12 protein-coding genes are annotated in these 18,523 nt (G+C 74.2%); 8 read left to right on the top strand and 4 right to left on the bottom strand.

All coding sequences use genetic code 11. The features are described from left to right. Positions 1 to 48: 48 nt before the first annotated feature. Both ACGFZN_RS28765 and ACGFZN_RS28770 read right to left on the bottom strand, forming a co-directional pair. Complete coding sequence (locus tag ACGFZN_RS28765; protein ID WP_393861373.1) at positions 49 to 1,554, bottom strand: M23 family metallopeptidase; 1,506 nt, start codon at positions 1,552 to 1,554, stop codon at positions 49 to 51. 252 nt (positions 1,555 to 1,806) lie between these two features. Next, complete coding sequence (locus ACGFZN_RS28770; protein WP_393861374.1) at positions 1,807 to 2,658, bottom strand: esterase/lipase family protein; 852 nt, start codon at positions 2,656 to 2,658, stop codon at positions 1,807 to 1,809. Between the two features lie 224 nt (positions 2,659 to 2,882). On the opposite strand from ACGFZN_RS28770, the gene ACGFZN_RS28775 reads away from it, so the two are divergent. After that, complete coding sequence (locus ACGFZN_RS28775) at positions 2,883 to 3,305, top strand: cobalamin B12-binding domain-containing protein (RefSeq protein ID WP_330338250.1); 423 nt, start codon at positions 2,883 to 2,885, stop codon at positions 3,303 to 3,305. Positions 3,306 to 3,568: 263 nt separating this feature from the next. Here the strand turns inward: ACGFZN_RS28775 and ACGFZN_RS28780 are convergent, their stop codons facing one another. Together ACGFZN_RS28780 and ACGFZN_RS28785 are read right to left on the bottom strand one after the other, a co-directional pair. Then, positions 3,569 to 5,230: a DUF5691 domain-containing protein gene (locus ACGFZN_RS28780; protein WP_393861448.1), complete on the bottom strand. Its 1,662-nt coding sequence runs from the start codon at positions 5,228 to 5,230 to the stop codon at positions 3,569 to 3,571. 134 nt (positions 5,231 to 5,364) lie between these two features. Then, positions 5,365 to 6,723 (bottom strand): SWIM zinc finger family protein, encoded by a 1,359-nt coding sequence (locus ACGFZN_RS28785; protein ID WP_393861375.1) that lies wholly within the window; start codon positions 6,721 to 6,723, stop codon positions 5,365 to 5,367. Between the two features lie 133 nt (positions 6,724 to 6,856). Here ACGFZN_RS28785 and ACGFZN_RS28790 point away from each other — a divergent pair, with 133 nt between their 5' ends. The 7 genes from ACGFZN_RS28790 (at position 6,857) to sucD (ending at position 18,194) form a co-directional block, all read left to right on the top strand. Further along, positions 6,857 to 7,975 carry an AAA family ATPase gene (locus ACGFZN_RS28790; protein WP_393861376.1) on the top strand — a complete coding sequence of 373 codons (1,119 nt, stop codon included), beginning with the start codon at positions 6,857 to 6,859 and terminating at the stop codon, positions 7,973 to 7,975. Then, the gene (locus ACGFZN_RS28795; RefSeq protein ID WP_393861377.1) at positions 7,972 to 10,740 is read left to right on the top strand and encodes a DUF5682 family protein; all 2,769 of its coding nucleotides are present in this window, start codon (positions 7,972 to 7,974) and stop codon (positions 10,738 to 10,740) included. The genes ACGFZN_RS28790 and ACGFZN_RS28795 overlap by 4 nt, the downstream gene beginning before the upstream one ends. Before the next feature lie 19 nt (positions 10,741 to 10,759). After that, positions 10,760 to 11,923, top strand: a complete 1,164-nt coding sequence (locus ACGFZN_RS28800; protein ID WP_393861449.1) for a VWA domain-containing protein — start codon at positions 10,760 to 10,762, stop codon at positions 11,921 to 11,923. Between the two features lie 117 nt (positions 11,924 to 12,040). Further along, on the top strand, positions 12,041 to 13,129 hold the full coding sequence (locus ACGFZN_RS28805; RefSeq protein ID WP_393861378.1) for a hypothetical protein: 1,089 nt from the start codon (positions 12,041 to 12,043) through the stop codon (positions 13,127 to 13,129). A gap of 326 nt (positions 13,130 to 13,455) precedes the next feature. Further along, positions 13,456 to 15,663: a hypothetical protein gene (locus ACGFZN_RS28810; protein WP_393861379.1), complete on the top strand. Its 2,208-nt coding sequence runs from the start codon at positions 13,456 to 13,458 to the stop codon at positions 15,661 to 15,663. A gap of 440 nt (positions 15,664 to 16,103) precedes the next feature. Further along, a complete protein-coding gene (sucC, locus tag ACGFZN_RS28815) occupies positions 16,104 to 17,282 on the top strand; it encodes an ADP-forming succinate--CoA ligase subunit beta (RefSeq protein WP_393861380.1) in 1,179 nt (392 codons plus the stop codon). Between the two features lie 27 nt (positions 17,283 to 17,309). Beyond that, positions 17,310 to 18,194 (top strand): succinate--CoA ligase subunit alpha, encoded by an 885-nt coding sequence (gene sucD / locus ACGFZN_RS28820; RefSeq protein ID WP_393861381.1) that lies wholly within the window; start codon positions 17,310 to 17,312, stop codon positions 18,192 to 18,194. Positions 18,195 to 18,523: the final 329 nt, after the last annotated feature.

Here is an 18,523-nt window from a genome sequence, read left to right on the forward strand (position 1 = left end):
GCCCCGCCGGTCGGGCGGGGCTCGGCCGTGCGACCCGGGCCGGGTGGCTCAGGTCGGGTCCAGGCCGTGGCTGCGCAGCCAGGGCAGCGGGTCGATGGCCGCCCCGCCCGCGGGCCGCACCTCGAAGTGCAGGTGGGGTCCGGTGGAGTTGCCGGAGTTGCCGGAGTAGGCGATCGGCTGGCCGGCCTTGACGGACGTCCCGGCGGGGACCCGGTAGCTGGACAGGTGGCAGTACCAGGTCTGCGTGCCGTCCTTCGCCGTCACTATCATCATGTTGCCGTAGGCGCTGTTCCACTTGGTGGAGACGACGCCGTCGGTCGCGGCCATCACCGTGGTGCCGTACGAGACCGGGAAGTCGATGCCCGTGTGCACGGACATCCAGTTCACGCCGGCCTGGCCGAAGTAGGCGCTCAGCCCCTTCTGCAGGACCGGCAGCGCGAACTTGGGGCGCAGCCGCTCCTTGAGCGCGGCCGCCGCGGCCGCCTTCTTCTGCTCCAGCTCCTGCTGGTTCTTCAGGTCGATCCGCTCCTGGGTCCGGCTGGCCCGGCCGGCGAAGTCGTGGGCGCCCGCGGACAGCGTCGTCAGCTGGCTGTCCAGCCTGCTGTTGGCGACCGACGGCTTGACCGCGTGCGTGTCCGAGGCGGAGGCGGTGGTGTCGTGGCCGCCGTCGGTCAGCGCGCCGACCGAGGCGGCGGCGATCCCGGCGACCCCCATCACACAGGCCGAGGGCACGGCGACGGTCAGCAGCGCCGAGCGCTTGGCGGGTGTACGGCGGCGGGAGCGCGCGGCGCTCCGCGAGCCGCCGCGGGGCGCCGGCCGCGTACCGGCCTCCTCCTCGTCCTCCAGCAGACCGGTCGCGGCGGGCAGTTCACCGGTGGTGCCCGGCTCGTCGTCGACGGAGTGCTGTTCGCCGAACGCGGTGTCCTCGTACGACGTGTCGTCCTCGTACGGCGGCTGCGGGAAGGCCGCGGTCTCCTGCGGGTCGCCGGCCTGGCCGTAAGCGGCGGTGGCCTGCAGACCGAACGGTTCGGCAGTGTGCTCGGGCTCGGCCGGTACGGCGTGCCCGCCGGAGTTCCAGTGCGTGGCGTCGTACACGCCCGACTCGAAGGTCTGGGTGTCCCACGCCCACTGCTGGGTCGGCTCGGCGACACCGGACTGGCCGGGCTGCAGCCAGGCACTCGCGTCCCACTGGCCGCTGATGTCGTTGCCCGTGGCCTGCGCGGGCACCGTCCAGGCGGTGGTGTCGTAGCCGCCGGTGTCGTAGGCGATGTGCTGCTGGGCCGCGTACGGGTCGACGCCCAGGCCCTGGCCGGTCTGCCACTGGGTGCTGTCGTAGGCGCCGGTGGTGTGCTCGCCGGGCATGCTGCCGAACAGCGGGTCCGTGGAGAAGGTGCCGGTGCCGCCGGCAAAACCGGTGGCGTCGTACCCGCCGTACGTGGTGAAGTCGCCGTAAGGGGGCTGCTGGGTGCCGTACGGGGTGTCGTAGTGCGCGGCTGAGGCGTCGGAAGCCGGGGCCGGGGTGGTCATGGTCCCCGACGGGTGACGGTCGTTCACCAACTTCTCTTTCGCCTCGACAACAGGGGCTGCCAGAGCAGTGCGGCGACTGTACCCGCCGGTACCTGGGCGCGACAATCTTCAGCTGGTTTCGCGCCCGCCGGAAACGGGCATTCGGCGGTGTTTCGGGGGTGCCGGACACGAGTTTGGCCGAGAGTTCGATTGCTGTTCGACGTCTGGTGGCCGTTCGTCACCTGTCCGTCACGCGCCGGTCGCCGTTCGTTCCGACCGCTGCCGCGTCAGGCCGTCGCGTCACGCCACCGTCAGGCCGTCGGTGATCCGGTCCCCGGGAGCCGGGGTCTCGAGGGCTTCGCGTATCCCGGCCGCCACGGCGGGGTGCACGGGCAGGGCGAGATGCCCGATGCCGGTCACCCGGACGTTCTGCGCGTCGAGGTCGGGGTGCTCCAGGCAGGCCGTCTCCAGCGGCACCATCACGGAGTCCAGGTCGCTCCAGAAGCTGACGAACCGTGTACGGCAGCCGGGCGCGGGCCGGGCCAGCTCCTCGATGACCTGTGAACCGGGCCGCATCTGGCGGACGATCGGATGGGCGTTGGCCAACGGCGCCGCGCTGGTTCCCGAGTGCGGGGTGCCCAGCGTGACCAGGGTGCGCACCCGCAGGTCACCGCCCAGGCACTGCACGTAGTAGCGCGCGATCAGCCCGCCGAGGCTGTGTCCCACGATGTCGACCCGGTCGCTGCCGGTGCGCTCGCAGATCTCCTCGACATGCCGGCCGAGCAGTTCGGCGGCGGCGCGGATGTCGCAGGTCAGCGGGGAGTAGTTGAGCGAGATTATGCGCTGCCTGCCGTGCTGGGTGAGATTGCGGCGCAGGAACACGAACACCGAGCGGTTGTCGATGAAACCGTGCAGCAGCACCACCGGCGGACCCGAGCGGACCGGCAGCTGGGCGGTGCCGTCCTGGGCCGGCAGGGCCGGGGTGCGGCACTCCTGGGTGAGACCGGTCGGATACAGCAGGAGATGGCCGGCGAGGATCGCGGCCTCCAGGGCGGTCGCCTTCAGCAGCGCCACGGAGATTCCAGCGAGTCTGCCGGGCCACAGGCGCCGGCAGAGCGGGAGGAAGAGTGGCAGTACCCCGGTGACCTTCATGGGCCGACCTCCTGTCGGCACGCCGGGGACGGCTCTATCCCCCGTGTGCCCTCATGTCCCACCATGTGATTTCCCCCTCGCTGCGCACCGTAAAACTGCCGGTTGCGGGATGCTGGAGATAACGTTCGTTCACTTGACGACGGGTGGCGGAACGCGCCAAAAGTGCGGTACTTGTCGTTACGGACGGAAGCGATCGCTTCCGTGGTCGTTTGATGGAGGCAGTGATGGGTGTGGCAGCCGGTCCGATCCGCGTGGTGGTGGCCAAGCCGGGGCTCGACGGCCACGATCGCGGGGCCAAGGTCATCGCGCGTGCCCTGCGCGACGCCGGTATGGAGGTCATCTACACCGGGCTCCACCAGACGCCGGAGCAGATCGTGGACACCGCCATCCAGGAGGACGCCGACGCGATCGGCCTGTCCATCCTGTCCGGCGCGCACAACACGCTGTTCGCCGCGGTGATCGACCTGCTCAAGGAGCGCGACGCCGAGGACATCCTCGTCTTCGGCGGCGGCATCATCCCGGACGAGGACATCCCGCCGCTGAAGGAGAAGGGCGTCGCGGAGATCTTCACGCCGGGCGCGACGACCGCGTCGATCGTGGAGTGGGTACGGGAGAACGTACGCCAGCCGGCCGCCTCCGGCGGCTGAGAGGGCTCCTGCGGCGGCGGTTGAGCGGGTGCTCGGGGCGCTGCGCCGGGTCGCGGGGCGCCGTGCTGCGGGCAGTTCGGTGTCGGGCCCCGTCCAACGGGTGCCCCCGGTGGTCGGGCGGAGGCCCGTGGCGGCGGTTGAGCGGGTGCCCATGGCGATCGAGCGGGTGCGTCCGGCGGGTGAGCCCGTGGTTCGGTGAGCGGGGGCAGAGGTGCCCGGGGATGCCGGTCCGAGGCTCCCGTACGGCCCGTACGGCCCGGTCCTCAGCCCTCGGGCGGGTCGTCGGCGCCGACCGGCGCTAGTTCGGCGGCCATCTCCGCCCTGAGCCGCAAGGTGGTCACCAGCCGCTGGAACGCCTCCGCCCAGTAACCGCCGGCGCCCGGCGCCGCGTCCTCCCGCTCGTCGGGCATCGCCAGCAGCGCCTCCAGCCGGCCGGCCTCCGCGGGATCCAGGCAGCGTTCGGCCAGACCCATCACCCCGCTGAAGCTCCACGGGTAACTGCCCGCGTCCCGCGCGATGTTGAGCGCGTCCACGACTGCGCGGCCCAGCGGCGCGGACCAGGGCACCGCGCACACCCCGAGCAGCTGGAAGGCCTCCGACAGGCCGTGCGTGGCGATGAACCCGGCCACCCACGCGGCCCGCTCCTCCGGCTCCAGGGCCGCCAGCAGCTTCGCGCGCTCCGCCAGCGACACCGCGCCCGGCCCGCCGGCCTCCGGCGCCGACGGCGAACCCAGCAGCGCCCTCGACCACTCGGCGTCCCGCTGCCGTACCGCCGCCCGGCACCAGGCCGCGTGCAGCTCGTCCTGCCAGCCGTCCGCAACCGGCAGCGCCACGATCTCCCGCGCCGTCCGCCCGCCGAGCCGTACCGGCCATGTGCTCAGCGGCGCCGCCTCCACCAACTGCCCCAGCCACCATGACCGTTCCCCTCTGCCCGCGGGAGGTGTGGCCACCACACCGTCGCGCTCCATGCCGGAGTCGCACTCGAGCGGCGCTTCCACCGCGATCGCGGGCGACGGCCCGGTACGGTCGAGAGCCACACACGCCTGGGCCCGCACGGCCATGCGCTCGGCGAGCGCGGAAACGGGCAGCGCCGACAGCAACTCGGCCGCCGTCGCCCGCACATTGCGGCTGCGGTCGCCCAGCGCCTGCTCCAGGAACGGCTCGTCGGCGGCGGACAGGCCGGTGCGCAGCGAGTCGAGGAACATCAGCCGGTCCTCCGCCCGCTCCGTCGGCCAGGTCGAGGCCAGCAGTTCCCGGGCGAGCGCGGGCGTACGGCTGCGCAGCGCGCCCAGCAGGGCCACGCGCTCGGCGAACAGCCCCTCCTGCCACAGCCGGCGCACCCCTTCGGTGTCCTCGGGGCCGGGCAGTGCGGCGCCGCCGCCCGGTGAGGCGCGCAGTGCGAAGCGCCAGTCCGGGTTCAGCCGGGCCAGCCACAGGGCGCGGGGGCCCGCGAACGCCAGCGCGGCCGGGCGCAGGTCCGTACGGCCGCGGGCCGCGTCCAGCAGGGCGGGCAGCGCCTGCGGCGGAGCCGCGTACCCGTGCGCGTTGGCCGCCGCGAGCCACTGCGGGAGCAGCTCCACGAGGTCCGGTGTGCTGCCCCGGCGGCCGGCTGGTCCGCCGCCGGAACGGTCGGCGAGCAGCAGGGCGAGTCTGCGGGCCGCCGCGGCCGGCAGGGCCGGGCGCGGGTCCTCGGGCGCCGGTTCGGGCCGGTGCGCGGCTCGCGCGGGCCGCAGCCCGGCACGCCGCCGTACGGTCGCCACGGCGGCCGCGTCCAGCAGCGCCAGGGGCGCCTCCCGCTTCGACCCGGCGTACGCCACCGGGCGCCGGTCGGTACCCAGGAGGGCGGTGGTGACCAGGTCCTCCCAGGAGCTCGCCGGGGCCGTGGCCGCCACGTCGGCCGAGGCCGTCCTGTCCGTCCCGTGCATCTCCGTCCCGTGCATCTCGTTCCCTTCCTTGCGCGCGTCCGAGGGGAGGCGCCGGTGCCGTCGTCCGGGGGCAGAGCGGTCGCCTTCCCCGGTGTGTCCCAGGGGGCCGGTGGTGTTCGCTCGCGACGGAGCGGTCAGCACAGCGGCACCGGCTCGCCCGGGCCCTCCGGCCAGGCCGTGAGGGGGGTGAAGCCCCGGTGGCCGCACTCGCCGAAGACCTTGAGCGGGGCACCGCCGGACAGGGCGACCAGCCGCCACAGGCCGGGGCGGGAGCGGGCGGCCCGGGTCAGCGGCAGGGCGCAGTCCGTGTCGGCGTCGGCCAGTTGCCACAGGTCGCCGTCCGGGACCGGTACGACCCGGTCCAGCGTCACCGGGACCGACTCCAGCCAGGGGTCGTCGCGCAGGGCCGCGCCGTAGCGTGCCGCCGCCTCGGCCGTGCCGGTGCCCGGTGGGCGGAACGCGGCCGGTGCGGGCGGGGCGAACCGCTCACCCAGCGCGGAGCGGGACTGACCGGCGCCCGGATAGGCGGTCAGCTCGGCGTCCAGGGCCAGTCCGACCGGCAGGTGCAGCTCCGGAGCCCGGCCAACCGCGCCGTAGGAGAGCAGCAGCCGGGTGTGGCCCGAGGCAGCGCCGTGCAGCCATATGCGGCGGGTCGTCAGCTTCGCGTCCACCGTGTCGTACTGGCCGAGGACCAGCCAGCGGTCGCGCACCGGCGCACCGTCCGCCGCGGTGGGCAGGCCGAGCCGGGAGCGGACCGTGGCCGCGAGAGCGTCCGGCAGCTCCGCGCGGCGCAGCCAGCCCTGGTCGAGCAGGTGCAGCAGGGCGCACTCCTCCAGCAGCCGGCCCGGCCAGCCCGCGCCGGACGCCGGGACCGCACCCAACTCCCTCACCCGCGCGGCCAGTCCGGGCGCCTGCGCGTCGACCATGCGGGCCGCCGTCTCGTCCCACAGGCCGTACCCCGCATGCTCGGCCGCGGCCAGCCCGCCGCGCAGCAGGTCCGCGAGGCGCTGCTCCAGCTCGGTCGCGCCCCCGGTGACCCGCTCGGCCCGGCGCTCGGCCCGCCGCCGCGCCGCCTCGGGACCGGCCTGCCCGCCGCTTCCCGAACCCCCGTCGGTGCGGGCCTGCTCGGCCTCGGAGCGGCCGCGTCTGCCCGCGAGCCACTGCTGGGCCCACTCCGGCGGCTCGGCGGACGCCGGCACCATGCCGTCGCCGCCCGCCCACAGCAGAAGCAGTCCGAGCGCGTGCTTGCACGGGAACTTACGGCTCGGGCAGCTGCACCTGTACGCAGGGCCGGCCGGATCGGCGAGATCGACCACCGTCTGGTACGGCCTGCTGCCGCTTCCCTTGCACAGCCCCCACACCGTCCCCTCTCCGCTGCCCGCCTCGGACCACGGCCGGGACGTGGCCAGCTTGCCTCCCGCCGTGCGTGACGCGGCGTCAGGCGCCAGTGCCAGCACCTGCTCCGCGGTCCAGCGCACCCCCTGCTCAGTCATGTCTCCGACGGTAGGTCCCGCCACTGACAATCCGTCCGGCGTAGGCGTTTGCACAGGTCAGAGCGATTGTCAGTGGCGTGGTGCACGGTGGATGCCAGATCCGAACCGGCCGAGCTGGTAGGGGGCCTCAGCCATGACCGTGTCCATGGACGCCACGTCCGTCGAACAGCACAGTGACGCCTTGCGTCCGCACGCCGAACACGCCTTCGCCGACGAACTCGCCGCGCTCGCCGCGCAGGACGATCGTCCGCGCCCGGCGCGCTGGAAGCTGTCGCCGTGGGCCGTTGCGACGTACCTGCTCGGCGGCACCCTGCCGGACGGCACGGTGATCACACCGAAGTACGTGGGCCCGCGCCGGATCATCGAGGTCGCCGTCACCACGCTCGCCACCGACCGCGCCCTGCTCCTGCTCGGCGTGCCCGGCACCGCCAAGACCTGGGTGTCGGAGCATCTGGCGGCCGCGGTCAGCGGCGACTCCACCCTGCTGGTGCAGGGCACGGCCGGCACGCCGGAGGAGGCCATCCGCTACGGCTGGAACTACGCGCAGCTGCTGGCGCACGGACCGAGCCGGGACGCCCTGGTGCCCAGCCCCGTCATGCGCGCCATGGCGGAGGGCATGACGGCCCGCGTCGAGGAGCTGACGCGTATCCCGGCCGACGTGCAGGACACGCTGATCACGATCCTTTCCGAGAAGACCCTGCCCATTCCCGAGCTGGGCCAGGAGGTGCAGGCGGTCCGCGGGTTCAACCTGATCGCCACCGCCAACGACCGGGACAGAGGGGTCAACGATCTCTCCAGCGCCCTGCGCCGCCGCTTCAACACGGTGGTGCTGCCGCTGCCGGAGAGCGCCGACGCCGAGGTCGACATCGTCACCCGGCGGGTCGAGCAGATCGGCCGCTCCCTCGACCTGCCGGCCGCGCCCGACGGCATCGAGGAGATCCGCCGGGTCGTGACCGTCTTCCGCGAGCTGCGCGACGGCGTCACCGCCGACGGCCGCACCAAACTGAAGTCGCCCAGCGGCACGTTGTCCACGGCCGAGGCGATCTCCGTCGTCACCAACGGACTCGCCCTGTCCGCGCACTTCGGCGACGGCGTGCTGCGGCCGGGCGATGTCGCCGCCGGCATCCTCGGCGCCGTGGTGCGCGATCCGGCGGCCGACCGGGTCGTCTGGCAGGAGTACCTGGAGACCGTCGTCCGCGAGCGCGAGGGCTGGACGGACTTCTACCGCGCGTGCCGGGAGGCCGGCGCATGACCGACGACGCTCGCCGGCCCGGGATCCGCCACTCCGGGCCGCTCCTGCTGGGCGTGCGGCACCACGGACCCGGTTCCGCGCGAGCGGTGCGCGGCGCCCTGGACGCCGCCCGGCCCGCCGCCGTCCTCGTCGAGGGGCCGCCCGATGCCGACGCCCTGATCCCGCTCGCCGCCGGCCCCGGCCTGCGGCCCCCGGTCGCTCTCCTCGCCCACGCCGTGGACGAGCCGGGCCGCTCGGCGTTCTGGCCGTTCGCCGAGTTCAGCCCCGAATGGGTCGCGATCCGCTGGGCCGTGGAACACGGCGTCCCGGCCCGCTTCATCGACCTTCCGGCCACCCACACGCTGGCCTGGGGGCCGGAGGACGCCGAGGGCGGGCTCCCCGCCGACCCCGGCCCGCCCGCCGGACCCGCGGCACAGGGGACCGGCCCGCAGCCGCGGCACGCCGATGCCGGGCCGGGCGGCGAGGAGAGCGGGGAGGCCGGTGCGGAGCGGGAGGGCGACACCGACCGGGGCTCCGCGGCCGGACGGGAGGGTCATGCCGACCGGGATGCCGTGGCCGGGCGAGAGGACGGCGCCGATCCGGATACCGGCGGCGGCCGGAGCCCCGCTGAGCAGGTGCGGGTCGACCCGTTGGCCGTGCTCGCCGAGGCCGCAGGCTACGACGATCCCGAACGCTGGTGGGAGGACGTCGTCGAGCACCGGGGCCCGGCAGATCGGGACCCCTTCGCCCCCTTCGCCGCCCTGGAAGACGCCATGGGCGCGCTCCGCGAGCGGTACGGCGCCGGCGGGCACACCCGGGACCTGGTCCGCGAGGCCCACATGCGGCTCAGGCTGCGGGCCGCGCGCAAGGAGTTCGGCGGGGAGGTGGCCGTCGTCTGCGGGGCATGGCACGTGCCCGCGCTGCGCAGGAGGACCACCGTCACCGCCGACCGGGCGCTGCTGAAGGGGCTACCCAAGGTCAAGGCCGACCTGACCTGGGTGCCCTGGACCCACCGCAGGCTCGCCCGGTCCAGCGGGTACGGCGCGGGCATCGACTCGCCGGGCTGGTACGGCCATCTGTTCCACGCGCCCGACCGGCCGGTCGAGCGGTGGCTGACCAAGGTGGCGCGGCTGCTCCGGGAGGAGGACCGGATCGTGTCCTCCGCCCATGTCATCGAGGCCGTCCGGCTCGCCGGGACTCTGGCGGCGCTGCGCGGCCGGCCGTTGCCGGGGCTGAGCGAGACCACCGATGCCGTGCGCGCGGTGATGTGCGACGGCTCGGACCTGCCGCTGGCGCTGGTGCACGACCGGCTGGTGGTCGGGGACGTCCTCGGCGAGGTCCCGGAGTCGGCCCCCGCGGTGCCGCTGCAGCGCGACCTGGCCCGGCAGCAGCGTTCGCTGCGCCTCAAACCCGAGGCGCAGGAGCGGGAGTTGGAGCTGGACCTGCGCGGCGACACCGACGCCGCCCGCAGCAGGCTGCTGCACCGGCTCCGGCTGCTCGGTGTCGGCTGGGGCGAGCCCGCGCGGTCCCGGGGGAGCACGGGCACCTTCCGGGAGACCTGGCGGCTGCGCTGGGAGCCGGAGCTGTCGGTGCGGGTCGCCGAGGCGGGAGTGTGGGGGACGACCGTGCTGGGCGCGGCGCAGGCCAAGGCCGAGGCGGACGCGACGGCCGCACGTACCCTCGCGGACGTCACCGCGCTCGCCGAGCAGTGCCTGCTCGCCGGGCTGCCGGACGCCCTGCCCGTGGTCATGCGGGTCCTCGCCGACCGGGCCGCGCTCGACACCGACGTCGGCCATCTCGCCCGGGCCCTGCCCGCCCTGGTCCGCGCCCTGCGCTACGGCGACGTGCGCGGCACCGACACCGGCGCGCTGACCGGCGTCGCCGCGGGCCTCGCCGAACGGGTCTTCGTCGGCCTGCCCCCAGCCTGTACCTCGCTCGACACGGACGCGGCACAGGAGATGCGCGCCCACCTGGACGCCGTGCACACGGCGGTGAGCCTGCTGTCGGAGACGGCCGCCGGGGCACGCGGCGGTGCGGAGCAGAGCAGAGGAACAGGTGCGGGTGCCGGCGCGAGGACGGATGCCGGCTCGGGGGCGGATGCCGGTGCGGATGCTCTCTTCGGTCCCGGTGCTGGGCCGGTTGCCGGTGGTGCCGGTCGTGGTGCCGGGTGGGGGGATCTGCGGGACCGGTGGCGGGGAGTGCTGCGGACCTTGTCACTGCGCGACACCGTGCCCGGATTGCTGCGGGGACGGGCGGTGCGGTTGTTGCTGGACGACGGTGCGTTGGGGCCCGAGGAGGCGGCGCGGCTCATGGGCCTGGCGCTGTCGCCGGGGACGCCGCCCGCCGACGCGGCCGCCTGGATCGAGGGGTTCGTCGGCGGCGGGGGCGGGTTGCTGCTGGTGCACGACGAGCGGCTGCTCGGGCTGGTGGACAGCTGGCTGACCGGGGTGCCGACGGAGGCGTTCACCGACGTATTGCCGCTGCTGCGCCGCACGTTCGCGGCGTACGACCCGGGGGTGCGCAGAACGCTCGGCGAACTGGTCCGGCGCGGGCCCGGCTTCCGGGCGTCCGGCGGGGCAGCCCACGGCGCGGTCACATCCGGCTTCGCCACCGAACCGGACGCCGAACGCGCCGACGCCGTACTCCCGGTGCTGCGCCTGCTGCTCGGGCTGGAGGACCCGGCTGCGTCCGAGCCGGCGCAGCGAGACGCCGGCGAGCGCACTCGGGTCCTGCGTGACTCGGCTCTTCGTGACTCGGCTCTTCACGAAACAGGCTTGCGGGGGTGAGGGCATGACGGACGAGGTGATGGCGGTGGGCGGCGCCGATGCGGCGGTGGAGCGGCTGCGGCGGTGGCGGCTGGTGCTCGGCGGGGACCAGGCCGACGGCACCGGATGCGAGCTGTCCGGCAGGGACGCGGCGATGGACGGCGCGCTCGCCTCGCTCTACGGCAGAGGCGAGAAGCCGCAGGCGGGACGGGACCGTTCGGCGGGGCTCGGCGCCTCCGCGCCGTCCGTGGCGCGCTGGCTCGGGGACATCCGCACCTATTTCCCGTCCTCCGTGGTCCAGGTCATGCAGCGCGACGCCATCGACCGGCTCGGCCTCGCCTCCCTGTTGCTGGAACCGGAGATGCTCGAGGCGGTGGAAGCGGACGTACATCTGGTCGGCACGCTGCTGTCGCTGAACAAGGCGATGCCGGAGACGACGAGGGAGACGGCGCGCGTGGTCGTGCGCAGGGTCGTCGACGACCTGGAGAAGCGGCTCGCGAACCGCACCCGGGCCACGCTCACCGGTGCCCTCGACCGCAGCGCGCGGATCGCCCGCCCGCGCCACCACGACATCGACTGGAACCGCACCATCGCGGCCAACCTCAAGCACTACCTGCCCGAGTACCGCACGGTGGTGCCCGAACGGCTCGTCGGATACGGGCGGGCCGCGCGGTCCGTGAAGAAGGAGGTCGTGCTCTGCATCGACCAGTCGGGGTCGATGGCGGCGTCCGTGGTCCACGCGTCCGTGTTCGGCGCGGTCCTCGCCTCCATGCGGTCGATCAGCACCCGGCTGGTCGTCTTCGACACGGCGGTCGTCGACCTCACCGACCAGCTCGACGACCCTGTCGACGTCCTGTTCGGCACCCAACTGGGCGGCGGCACGGACATCAACCGGGCGCTGGCCTACTGCCAGTCGCAGATCACCCGGCCCGCCGAGACCGTGGTCGTGCTGATCAGCGACCTCTACGAGGGCGGCATCCGCGACGAGATGCTCAAGCGGGTGGCGGCGATGAAGGCGTCGGGCGTGCAGTTCGTGGCGCTGCTCGCCCTGTCGGACGAGGGCGCGCCGGCGTACGACAAGGAGCACGCGGCCGCACTCGCCGCGCTGGGCGCACCCGCCTTCGTCTGTACGCCCGACCTGTTCCCCGAGGTCATGGCGGCCGCACTGGAGAAGCGACCGCTGCCGATACCGGACACGGCGTGACTCCGGCCATGAAAGAGGAGGGAAAGGGGACATGACTACCCATCGGTAACAGGGGGCTTGCGCGGCGTCGGGCGGGCCGTGCGAGGATCGGCGGAGCCCGTGTCGTACCGAGCCAGGATGTCCAGCTCCTTGACCTTCCCAGCAGCCCTCCTCGGCACCACCGTGCGCCTGCTGCGTACGGCGGCCGGGCGGCGTGCGCTCCAGCTGGTGCTGCTGGTCGGCGGACTGTTCACGCTGGGCTTCGTCTGCGGCGAGCAGGCACACGCGGCCGACGGAAACCCGCTTCCGGCGCTGGTGACTTCGACTGCGGGACGGCCCGGGCCGGGCGGATACACGGACCCGGCGAGGGCGGCACAGGCCGTCCGTGCGGCAGACCCGCAACCGGCCTTCCATGGCGCAGGTCCGCAACAGGCCTTCCATGGCGCGGGCGAGGAACAGACCGTCCAGGGCACGGGTGCGGCGCAGGCCGTCCAGACCGTCCATGGCGCTGGTGCTGCGCAGGTCGTCCATGCCGTACCTGCGGTGCCGTCGGTGCGCGCGGTGCGGACGGTCGGCGGGCGGCTCGCCGGTCCTGTCGTCCGCGGCGTCGACGGGCGGGCAGCCATCCCCGTGCAGGTCGTCGGCTCGGTGGGTGACTCCGTGCGCGACGTGCTCACCGTCGTCTCCCGGCCCGTCCTGGAGACGGCCGGACGCGCCGTCTCCGGGCGGTCCCCGTCCACCGCGCCCCCGCTGCCCCTGCCCGACCTCGCTCCCGTCACGGACGTGCCCGTCCAGATGGTGCCGGAGCCGGCGTCCGTGCCGCCCGGCAAGCAGTGGGACGCCGGCGCGGTGGCGGCCGCTCCGACGGAGGAGAGGGAGCGGCACGCCGGTGCCGTAGGACGTGCGGTCGTCGGCGCACCGGTACCGGCCGTCGTGTACGGCCCGGACGCGGAGGTGCGGCGGTCGGTGGCGTACGCCGGCGCGTGGCACGCCGCCGCTGTCGCCGTCACCGCCGCGGGCGTCCCCGAGCGGCCCGTGCCGACCGGTGACCCGGACGGCGTGCTGGGCAAGCAGGCAGCCGACGGCAGCGCGTCCCGGCACGGGGACGCGCACGCGGTGGCCCTCGGCGACCGGGCGTCCGTGCGGCTGGCGCCCGGCGCCACCGCGGGCGTCGACGCGCCCCGCACCCGGGAACGGCACCGGGACATCCCGGTCTTCCCCGGCTAGGCAGCAGGGCCGGCCTCCCCGCCACACGCCGTGGTGCGGGACGGCGCAGGCCCGCCGGCCGTCCGGCCCACCTCGCTGATGCGGGTGATCCGTGGCCACGGCAGCCCTTCATCACGGCGCCCGTGCTCACGCCACCCGGCTCACGCCACCCGGCTCACGCCACCCGGCTCACGCCACCCGGCTCACGCCATCCGTGTTCGGGTCATGCGTGTTCCGCGCTCTGCGTCCACACCAGGCGATCAGCGCCCAGCGGGCTCCGGACGGCCCAGCCGATTCCAGCCGATTCCAGCCGTTTCCGGCGTTCTTCAAAGGACTTGACGCACGCAATGAACAAGAACATCCGCCGTTCGATCGTGATAGCCGCCGGTGTGACCGGTGCGTGGGCGCTCGGCTCGGCCGCCGCCAGCGCCGACGAACTGCCCGCCGGCTCCGTGTCCGTTCCGGATGCGGGGAGCGACTCGGTCGCCGGCACGGTCGACGGCGTCCTCACCGGCGTCCACGACACCGTCTCCGGCGTCCGGAACACCGTCGGGCAGACGGTCTCCGGCCTGACCGGCGCGTATGACACGTCCGGCGGGTCCGGTACCTCGGGCTCGGTCGCCTCCCTCGCGTCCACCGCGTCGAGCACCGCCGCCCAGGCCACGCAGCCCGCCAAGACGGCGACGCACACCGCGACCGGTGTCACCGGCACCGGCGCGCAGGCCCGCCGCTCCGCCGGCGCCGGGGTGCCGGCCGCCGCGAAGATCCGGGGCGCCGAGGCCGTCCGGGGCGCTCAGGCGGCCCGCAGGGCGCAAGCCCGGGTCCAGGCCGACGGTACGCAGGTCACGGTTCACGCCGACCGGGTCTCCGGCAACGCCGCGCAGGCCGCCTCGGGCGCGGCCCGACCGGTCCTCCGCGATGCCCAGGACGCGATCGACTATCTCTTCGGCCCGCTGTCCTCCTTCGCCCCGGAGGTGGAGGAGGCCCTGGCCGCCGCCCAGACCAAGCTCCAGGCCACGCAGGCGGCCGCCCGCCTGAAGGCGCGGGGTGTCGGGGGCGCCGTACGGACGACGGCGCAGCGGACCGTCGCGGGTGCGCAGGGCCGGACCGCCGGGGCCGCGAACACCGTCGGCGGCACCGCCACCGAGGCTGCCGGTGCGGGGGAGGCCTCGGTCGCCGGTGTGCCCGGGCGGATCACCGGTACGGCCACGGGCGTCGAGGAGCGGGTAGTCGGCACGGTGCGGGCGGTGCCCGGCGCGGTCACCCCGGTGGTGGACGCGGCGGTGGACGAGACGGCCACCGAGACTGTCCCGCCGGTGGCCGCCACGGCGGTGAACGGCGCGGTGCCGGTCGCCGGGCAGACGGTGACGGGCACGCGGGGCACGGCCGTGCACGCGGTGGCGGGCGCGCACGACGCGGCCCAGGGCGCCGTCTCCGGCGTGCGCGCGGTGGCCCGGGCCGCTGCGGGCGGGGTGCTGGGCGTGGCGGCGGACGCGGTGTCGGGTGGCTACGGAACCGCGCAGGCCGTCGTGGCCGGCGGCTACGGGACCGCCGAGGGTGTCGGCCACCGGGTGCACGGGACCGCCGAGGGTGTCGGCCACCGGGTGCACGGGACCGCCGAGGGTGTCGGCCACCGGGTGCACGGGACCGCCGAGGATGCCGTCGGTGGCGCGCGGCCGGTGGCCGCCGGTGCCGGGGTGTACGCCGACGGGCTCGCCGGGCAGGTCGCGCACGACGCGGCGGACGCCGTGCTGCCGCCGGCGGCCTCCGACGCCGTGCACGGAGTGGTGCCGGTCGCCGGCCGGGCCGGCGCCGACGCGGGCGCCCTCGGTCACGGCGCGGGCGACGACATCCGCACCTTCACGACCGGCACCGCCACCGCCGCGGCGCCGCTCGCGCAGGGCGTGACCGCGCGGGCCGACGCCTTCGCGGACGGAGTGACCCCCCAGACCGGCACCTTGGCGCACGGGGTGACCGCGGAGACCACCGCCTTCGCGCAGGCCCTGACTCCCCGGACCGGCACCTTGGCGCACGGGGTGACCGCGGAGACCACCGCCTTCGCGGACGGCCTGACCGCGCGGACCGGTGCCTTCGCGCACGGGGTGACCGCGCAGGCCACCGTCTTCGCGGACGGCGTGACCAGCCAGACCGCCCCCTTCGCGCAGGGCGTGACCAGCCAGACCACCCCCTTCACCGAAGGCCTCGCCGGTCAGGTTCCGCCCTTCGCCGCCGGAGTCGCCGATGCGGCGGGGCCGGTCGAGCAGGGGGCCGGGGGCTTCGCGTACGGCCTCGGCGGGACGGTCCGGGATGCCGGCGTTCCGCTTGCCGAGCACGCCGTGGGCGGGGCCGAGGGGGTCGCCCGTGCGGCCGTACCGGCGTATCTCCGTGAGGTGTCCCAGGACGTCCACGTGGCCGTGCCCGCGTCCCTCCGAGAGGCGTACCAGGACATCCACGCTGACGTGCCCGCGTACTTCCGTGAGGCGTCCCAGGACGTCCGCGCGGACCTGCCCGCGGGGCACCCGCACCGCGTGCAGGATCCCGTGCGGGGCATGTGACAGCAGGGCTGAGCTGACGCCCTCAACCGCTCCGCGGGGTGTCCGGACCCGGACGGCCGAATGCCGTCGGTGCGTCCGGCCGGGGCCCCGCGGCACGGGCGGGTGGTCCCCATTGGGGTGGGGATCAACCGCCCCGGCCCCGGATCCACCGGGGCCGCCCAGAGGCCTCACCGGGTCAACCCCAGCCCGGTGAGGCCTCGCACACCCGCCGATTGCGGCACGCCGTGCCAGGAAAACCGGCATCATGTGACAGGTATCACCGCTCGGGTGTGACCCTCGATTTAGGGAGCCCCCGCAAGCGGCGATAACCTGCGAGACGGACATGCCGCGCGCTCGGACACCGTGTGCGCCTCCCTTGTGACAAGCGGACGTCACGTTGCCCTTCGCGGCACGCCCACGCATCCAACGAACCGCGAGATCACTGATAGGGACGGAAGCGCGTGGACCTGTTCGAGTACCAGGCGAGGGACCTCTTCGCCAAGCACGATGTACCGGTGCTGGCCGGTGAAGTCATCGACACGCCTGAGGCGGCGCGCGAGATCACCGAGCGTCTGGGCGGCAAGTCCGTCGTCAAGGCGCAGGTGAAGGTCGGTGGCCGCGGTAAGGCCGGTGGCGTGAAGCTGGCCGCCAGCCCGGACGAGGCCGTCGCCCGCGCGACCGACATCCTCGGCATGGACATCAAGGGCCACACGGTCCACAAGGTCATGATCGCGGAGACGGCCCCCGAGATCCTCGAGGAGTACTACGTCTCCTTCCTCCTCGACCGTGCCAACCGCACCTTCCTCTCCATCGCCTCCGTCGAGGGCGGCATGGAGATCGAGGAGGTCGCGGCCACCCGCCCCGAGGCCGTCGCCAAGGTCGCGATCGACGCCATCGACGGTGTGGACAAGGCCAAGGCGCAGGAGATCGTGGCCGCCGCCAAGTTCCCGGCCGAGGTCGCGGACAAGGTCGCGGACGTCCTCGTGAAGCTGTGGGACACCTTCATCAAGGAGGACGCCCTCCTGGTCGAGGTCAACCCGCTGGCCAAGGTCGCCTCCGGTGACGTCATCGCCCTCGACGGCAAGGTGTCGCTCGACGACAACGCCGAGTTCCGTCACCCCGAGTTCGAGGCGCTCCACGACAAGGCCGCGGCCAACCCGCTCGAGGCCGCCGCCAAGGAGAAGAACCTCAACTACGTCAAGCTCGACGGCGAGGTCGGCATCATCGGCAACGGCGCCGGTCTCGTCATGAGCACCCTGGACGTCGTCGCGTACGCCGGTGAGAAGCACGGTGGCGTCAAGCCCGCCAACTTCCTGGACATCGGCGGCGGCGCCTCCGCCCAGGTGATGGCGAACGGCCTGGAGATCATCCTGGGCGACCCGGACGTCAAGTCCGTCTTCGTGAACGTCTTCGGCGGCATCACCGCCTGCGACGAGGTCGCCAACGGCATCGTGCAGGCCCTGAAGCTGCTGGAGGACCGCGGCGAGAAGGTCGAGAAGCCGCTCGTCGTCCGTCTCGACGGCAACAACGCCGAGCTGGGCCGGAAGATCCTCACGGACGCCAACCACCCGCTGGTGCAGCGCGTCGACACCATGGACGGCGCGGCCGACAAGGCCGCCGAGCTGGCCGCCGCCAAGTAAGCACGAGGACGAGGACTCAACACCACCATGGCTATCTGGCTCAACAAGGACAGCAAGGTCATCGTCCAGGGCATGACCGGCGCCACCGGCATGAAGCACACCAAGCTCATGCTCGGTGACGGCACGAACGTCGTGGGCGGCGTGAACCCGCGCAAGGCGGGTCAGACCGTGGACTTCGACGGCACCGAGGTACCCGTCTTCGGCACCGTCAAGGAGGCCATCGAGAAGACCGGCGCCAACGTCTCCGTCATCTTCGTGCCGGAGAAGTTCACCAAGGACGCGGTCGTCGAGGCCATCGACGCCGAGATCCCGCTCGCCGTCGTCATCACCGAGGGCATCGCCGTGCACGACACGGCGTCCTTCTGGGCGTACGCCGGCAAGAAGGGCAACAAGACCCGCATCATCGGCCCGAACTGCCCCGGCATCATCACCCCGGGCCAGTCGAACGTCGGCATCATCCCGGGCGACATCACCAAGCCGGGCCGCATCGGCCTGGTCTCGAAGTCCGGCACGCTGACGTACCAGATGATGTACGAGCTGCGGGACATCGGCTTCTCCACGGCCGTCGGCATCGGTGGCGACCCGATCATCGGCACCACCCACATCGACGCGCTCGCGGCCTTCCAGGAGGACCCCGAGACCGAGCTGATCGTGATGATCGGTGAGATCGGTGGTGACGCCGAGGAGCGTGCGGCCGCGTTCATCAAGGAGAACGTGACCAAGCCGGTCGTCGGCTACGTCGCGGGCTTCACCGCGCCCGAGGGCAAGACCATGGGTCACGCCGGCGCCATCGTCTCCGGCTCCTCCGGCACCGCACAGGCCAAGAAGGAGGCCCTGGAGGCCGCGGGCGTCAAGGTCGGCAAGACCCCGACCGAGACGGCGAAGCTGGCCCGCGAGATCCTGGGCGGCTGAGCTTCCCGACAGCGCTCGGCTTCTGACCCGTTCGGCTTCTGATCCGTTCGGTCTCTGACCGAGGCCCGGCAGGCCCGTTCCCCGAGGTGGGGGCGGGCCTGCCGCCGTTCGCTCCCGGGCCGCAGCGGGCCGCACCGGCCCCCCGAGCCGTCCCCCAGCCGCACCGGGCCGCCCCGGGCCGTACCGAGCCCCCGGGCCGCCCCCCGAAGGCCCCGAGCCGCCGCCGGGCCATCCCCGGGCCGCCCCTCGGCCGCACCGGGCCGTCTCCGAGCCGCCCCCGGGCCGCACCCCCCGGGCCGCCCCTCGAACGCCCCCGAGCCGCCGCCGGA

This window comes from Streptomyces sp. NPDC048192 (assembly GCF_043202415.1).
In the GTDB taxonomy this organism is placed as follows: domain Bacteria; phylum Actinomycetota; class Actinomycetes; order Streptomycetales; family Streptomycetaceae; genus Streptomyces.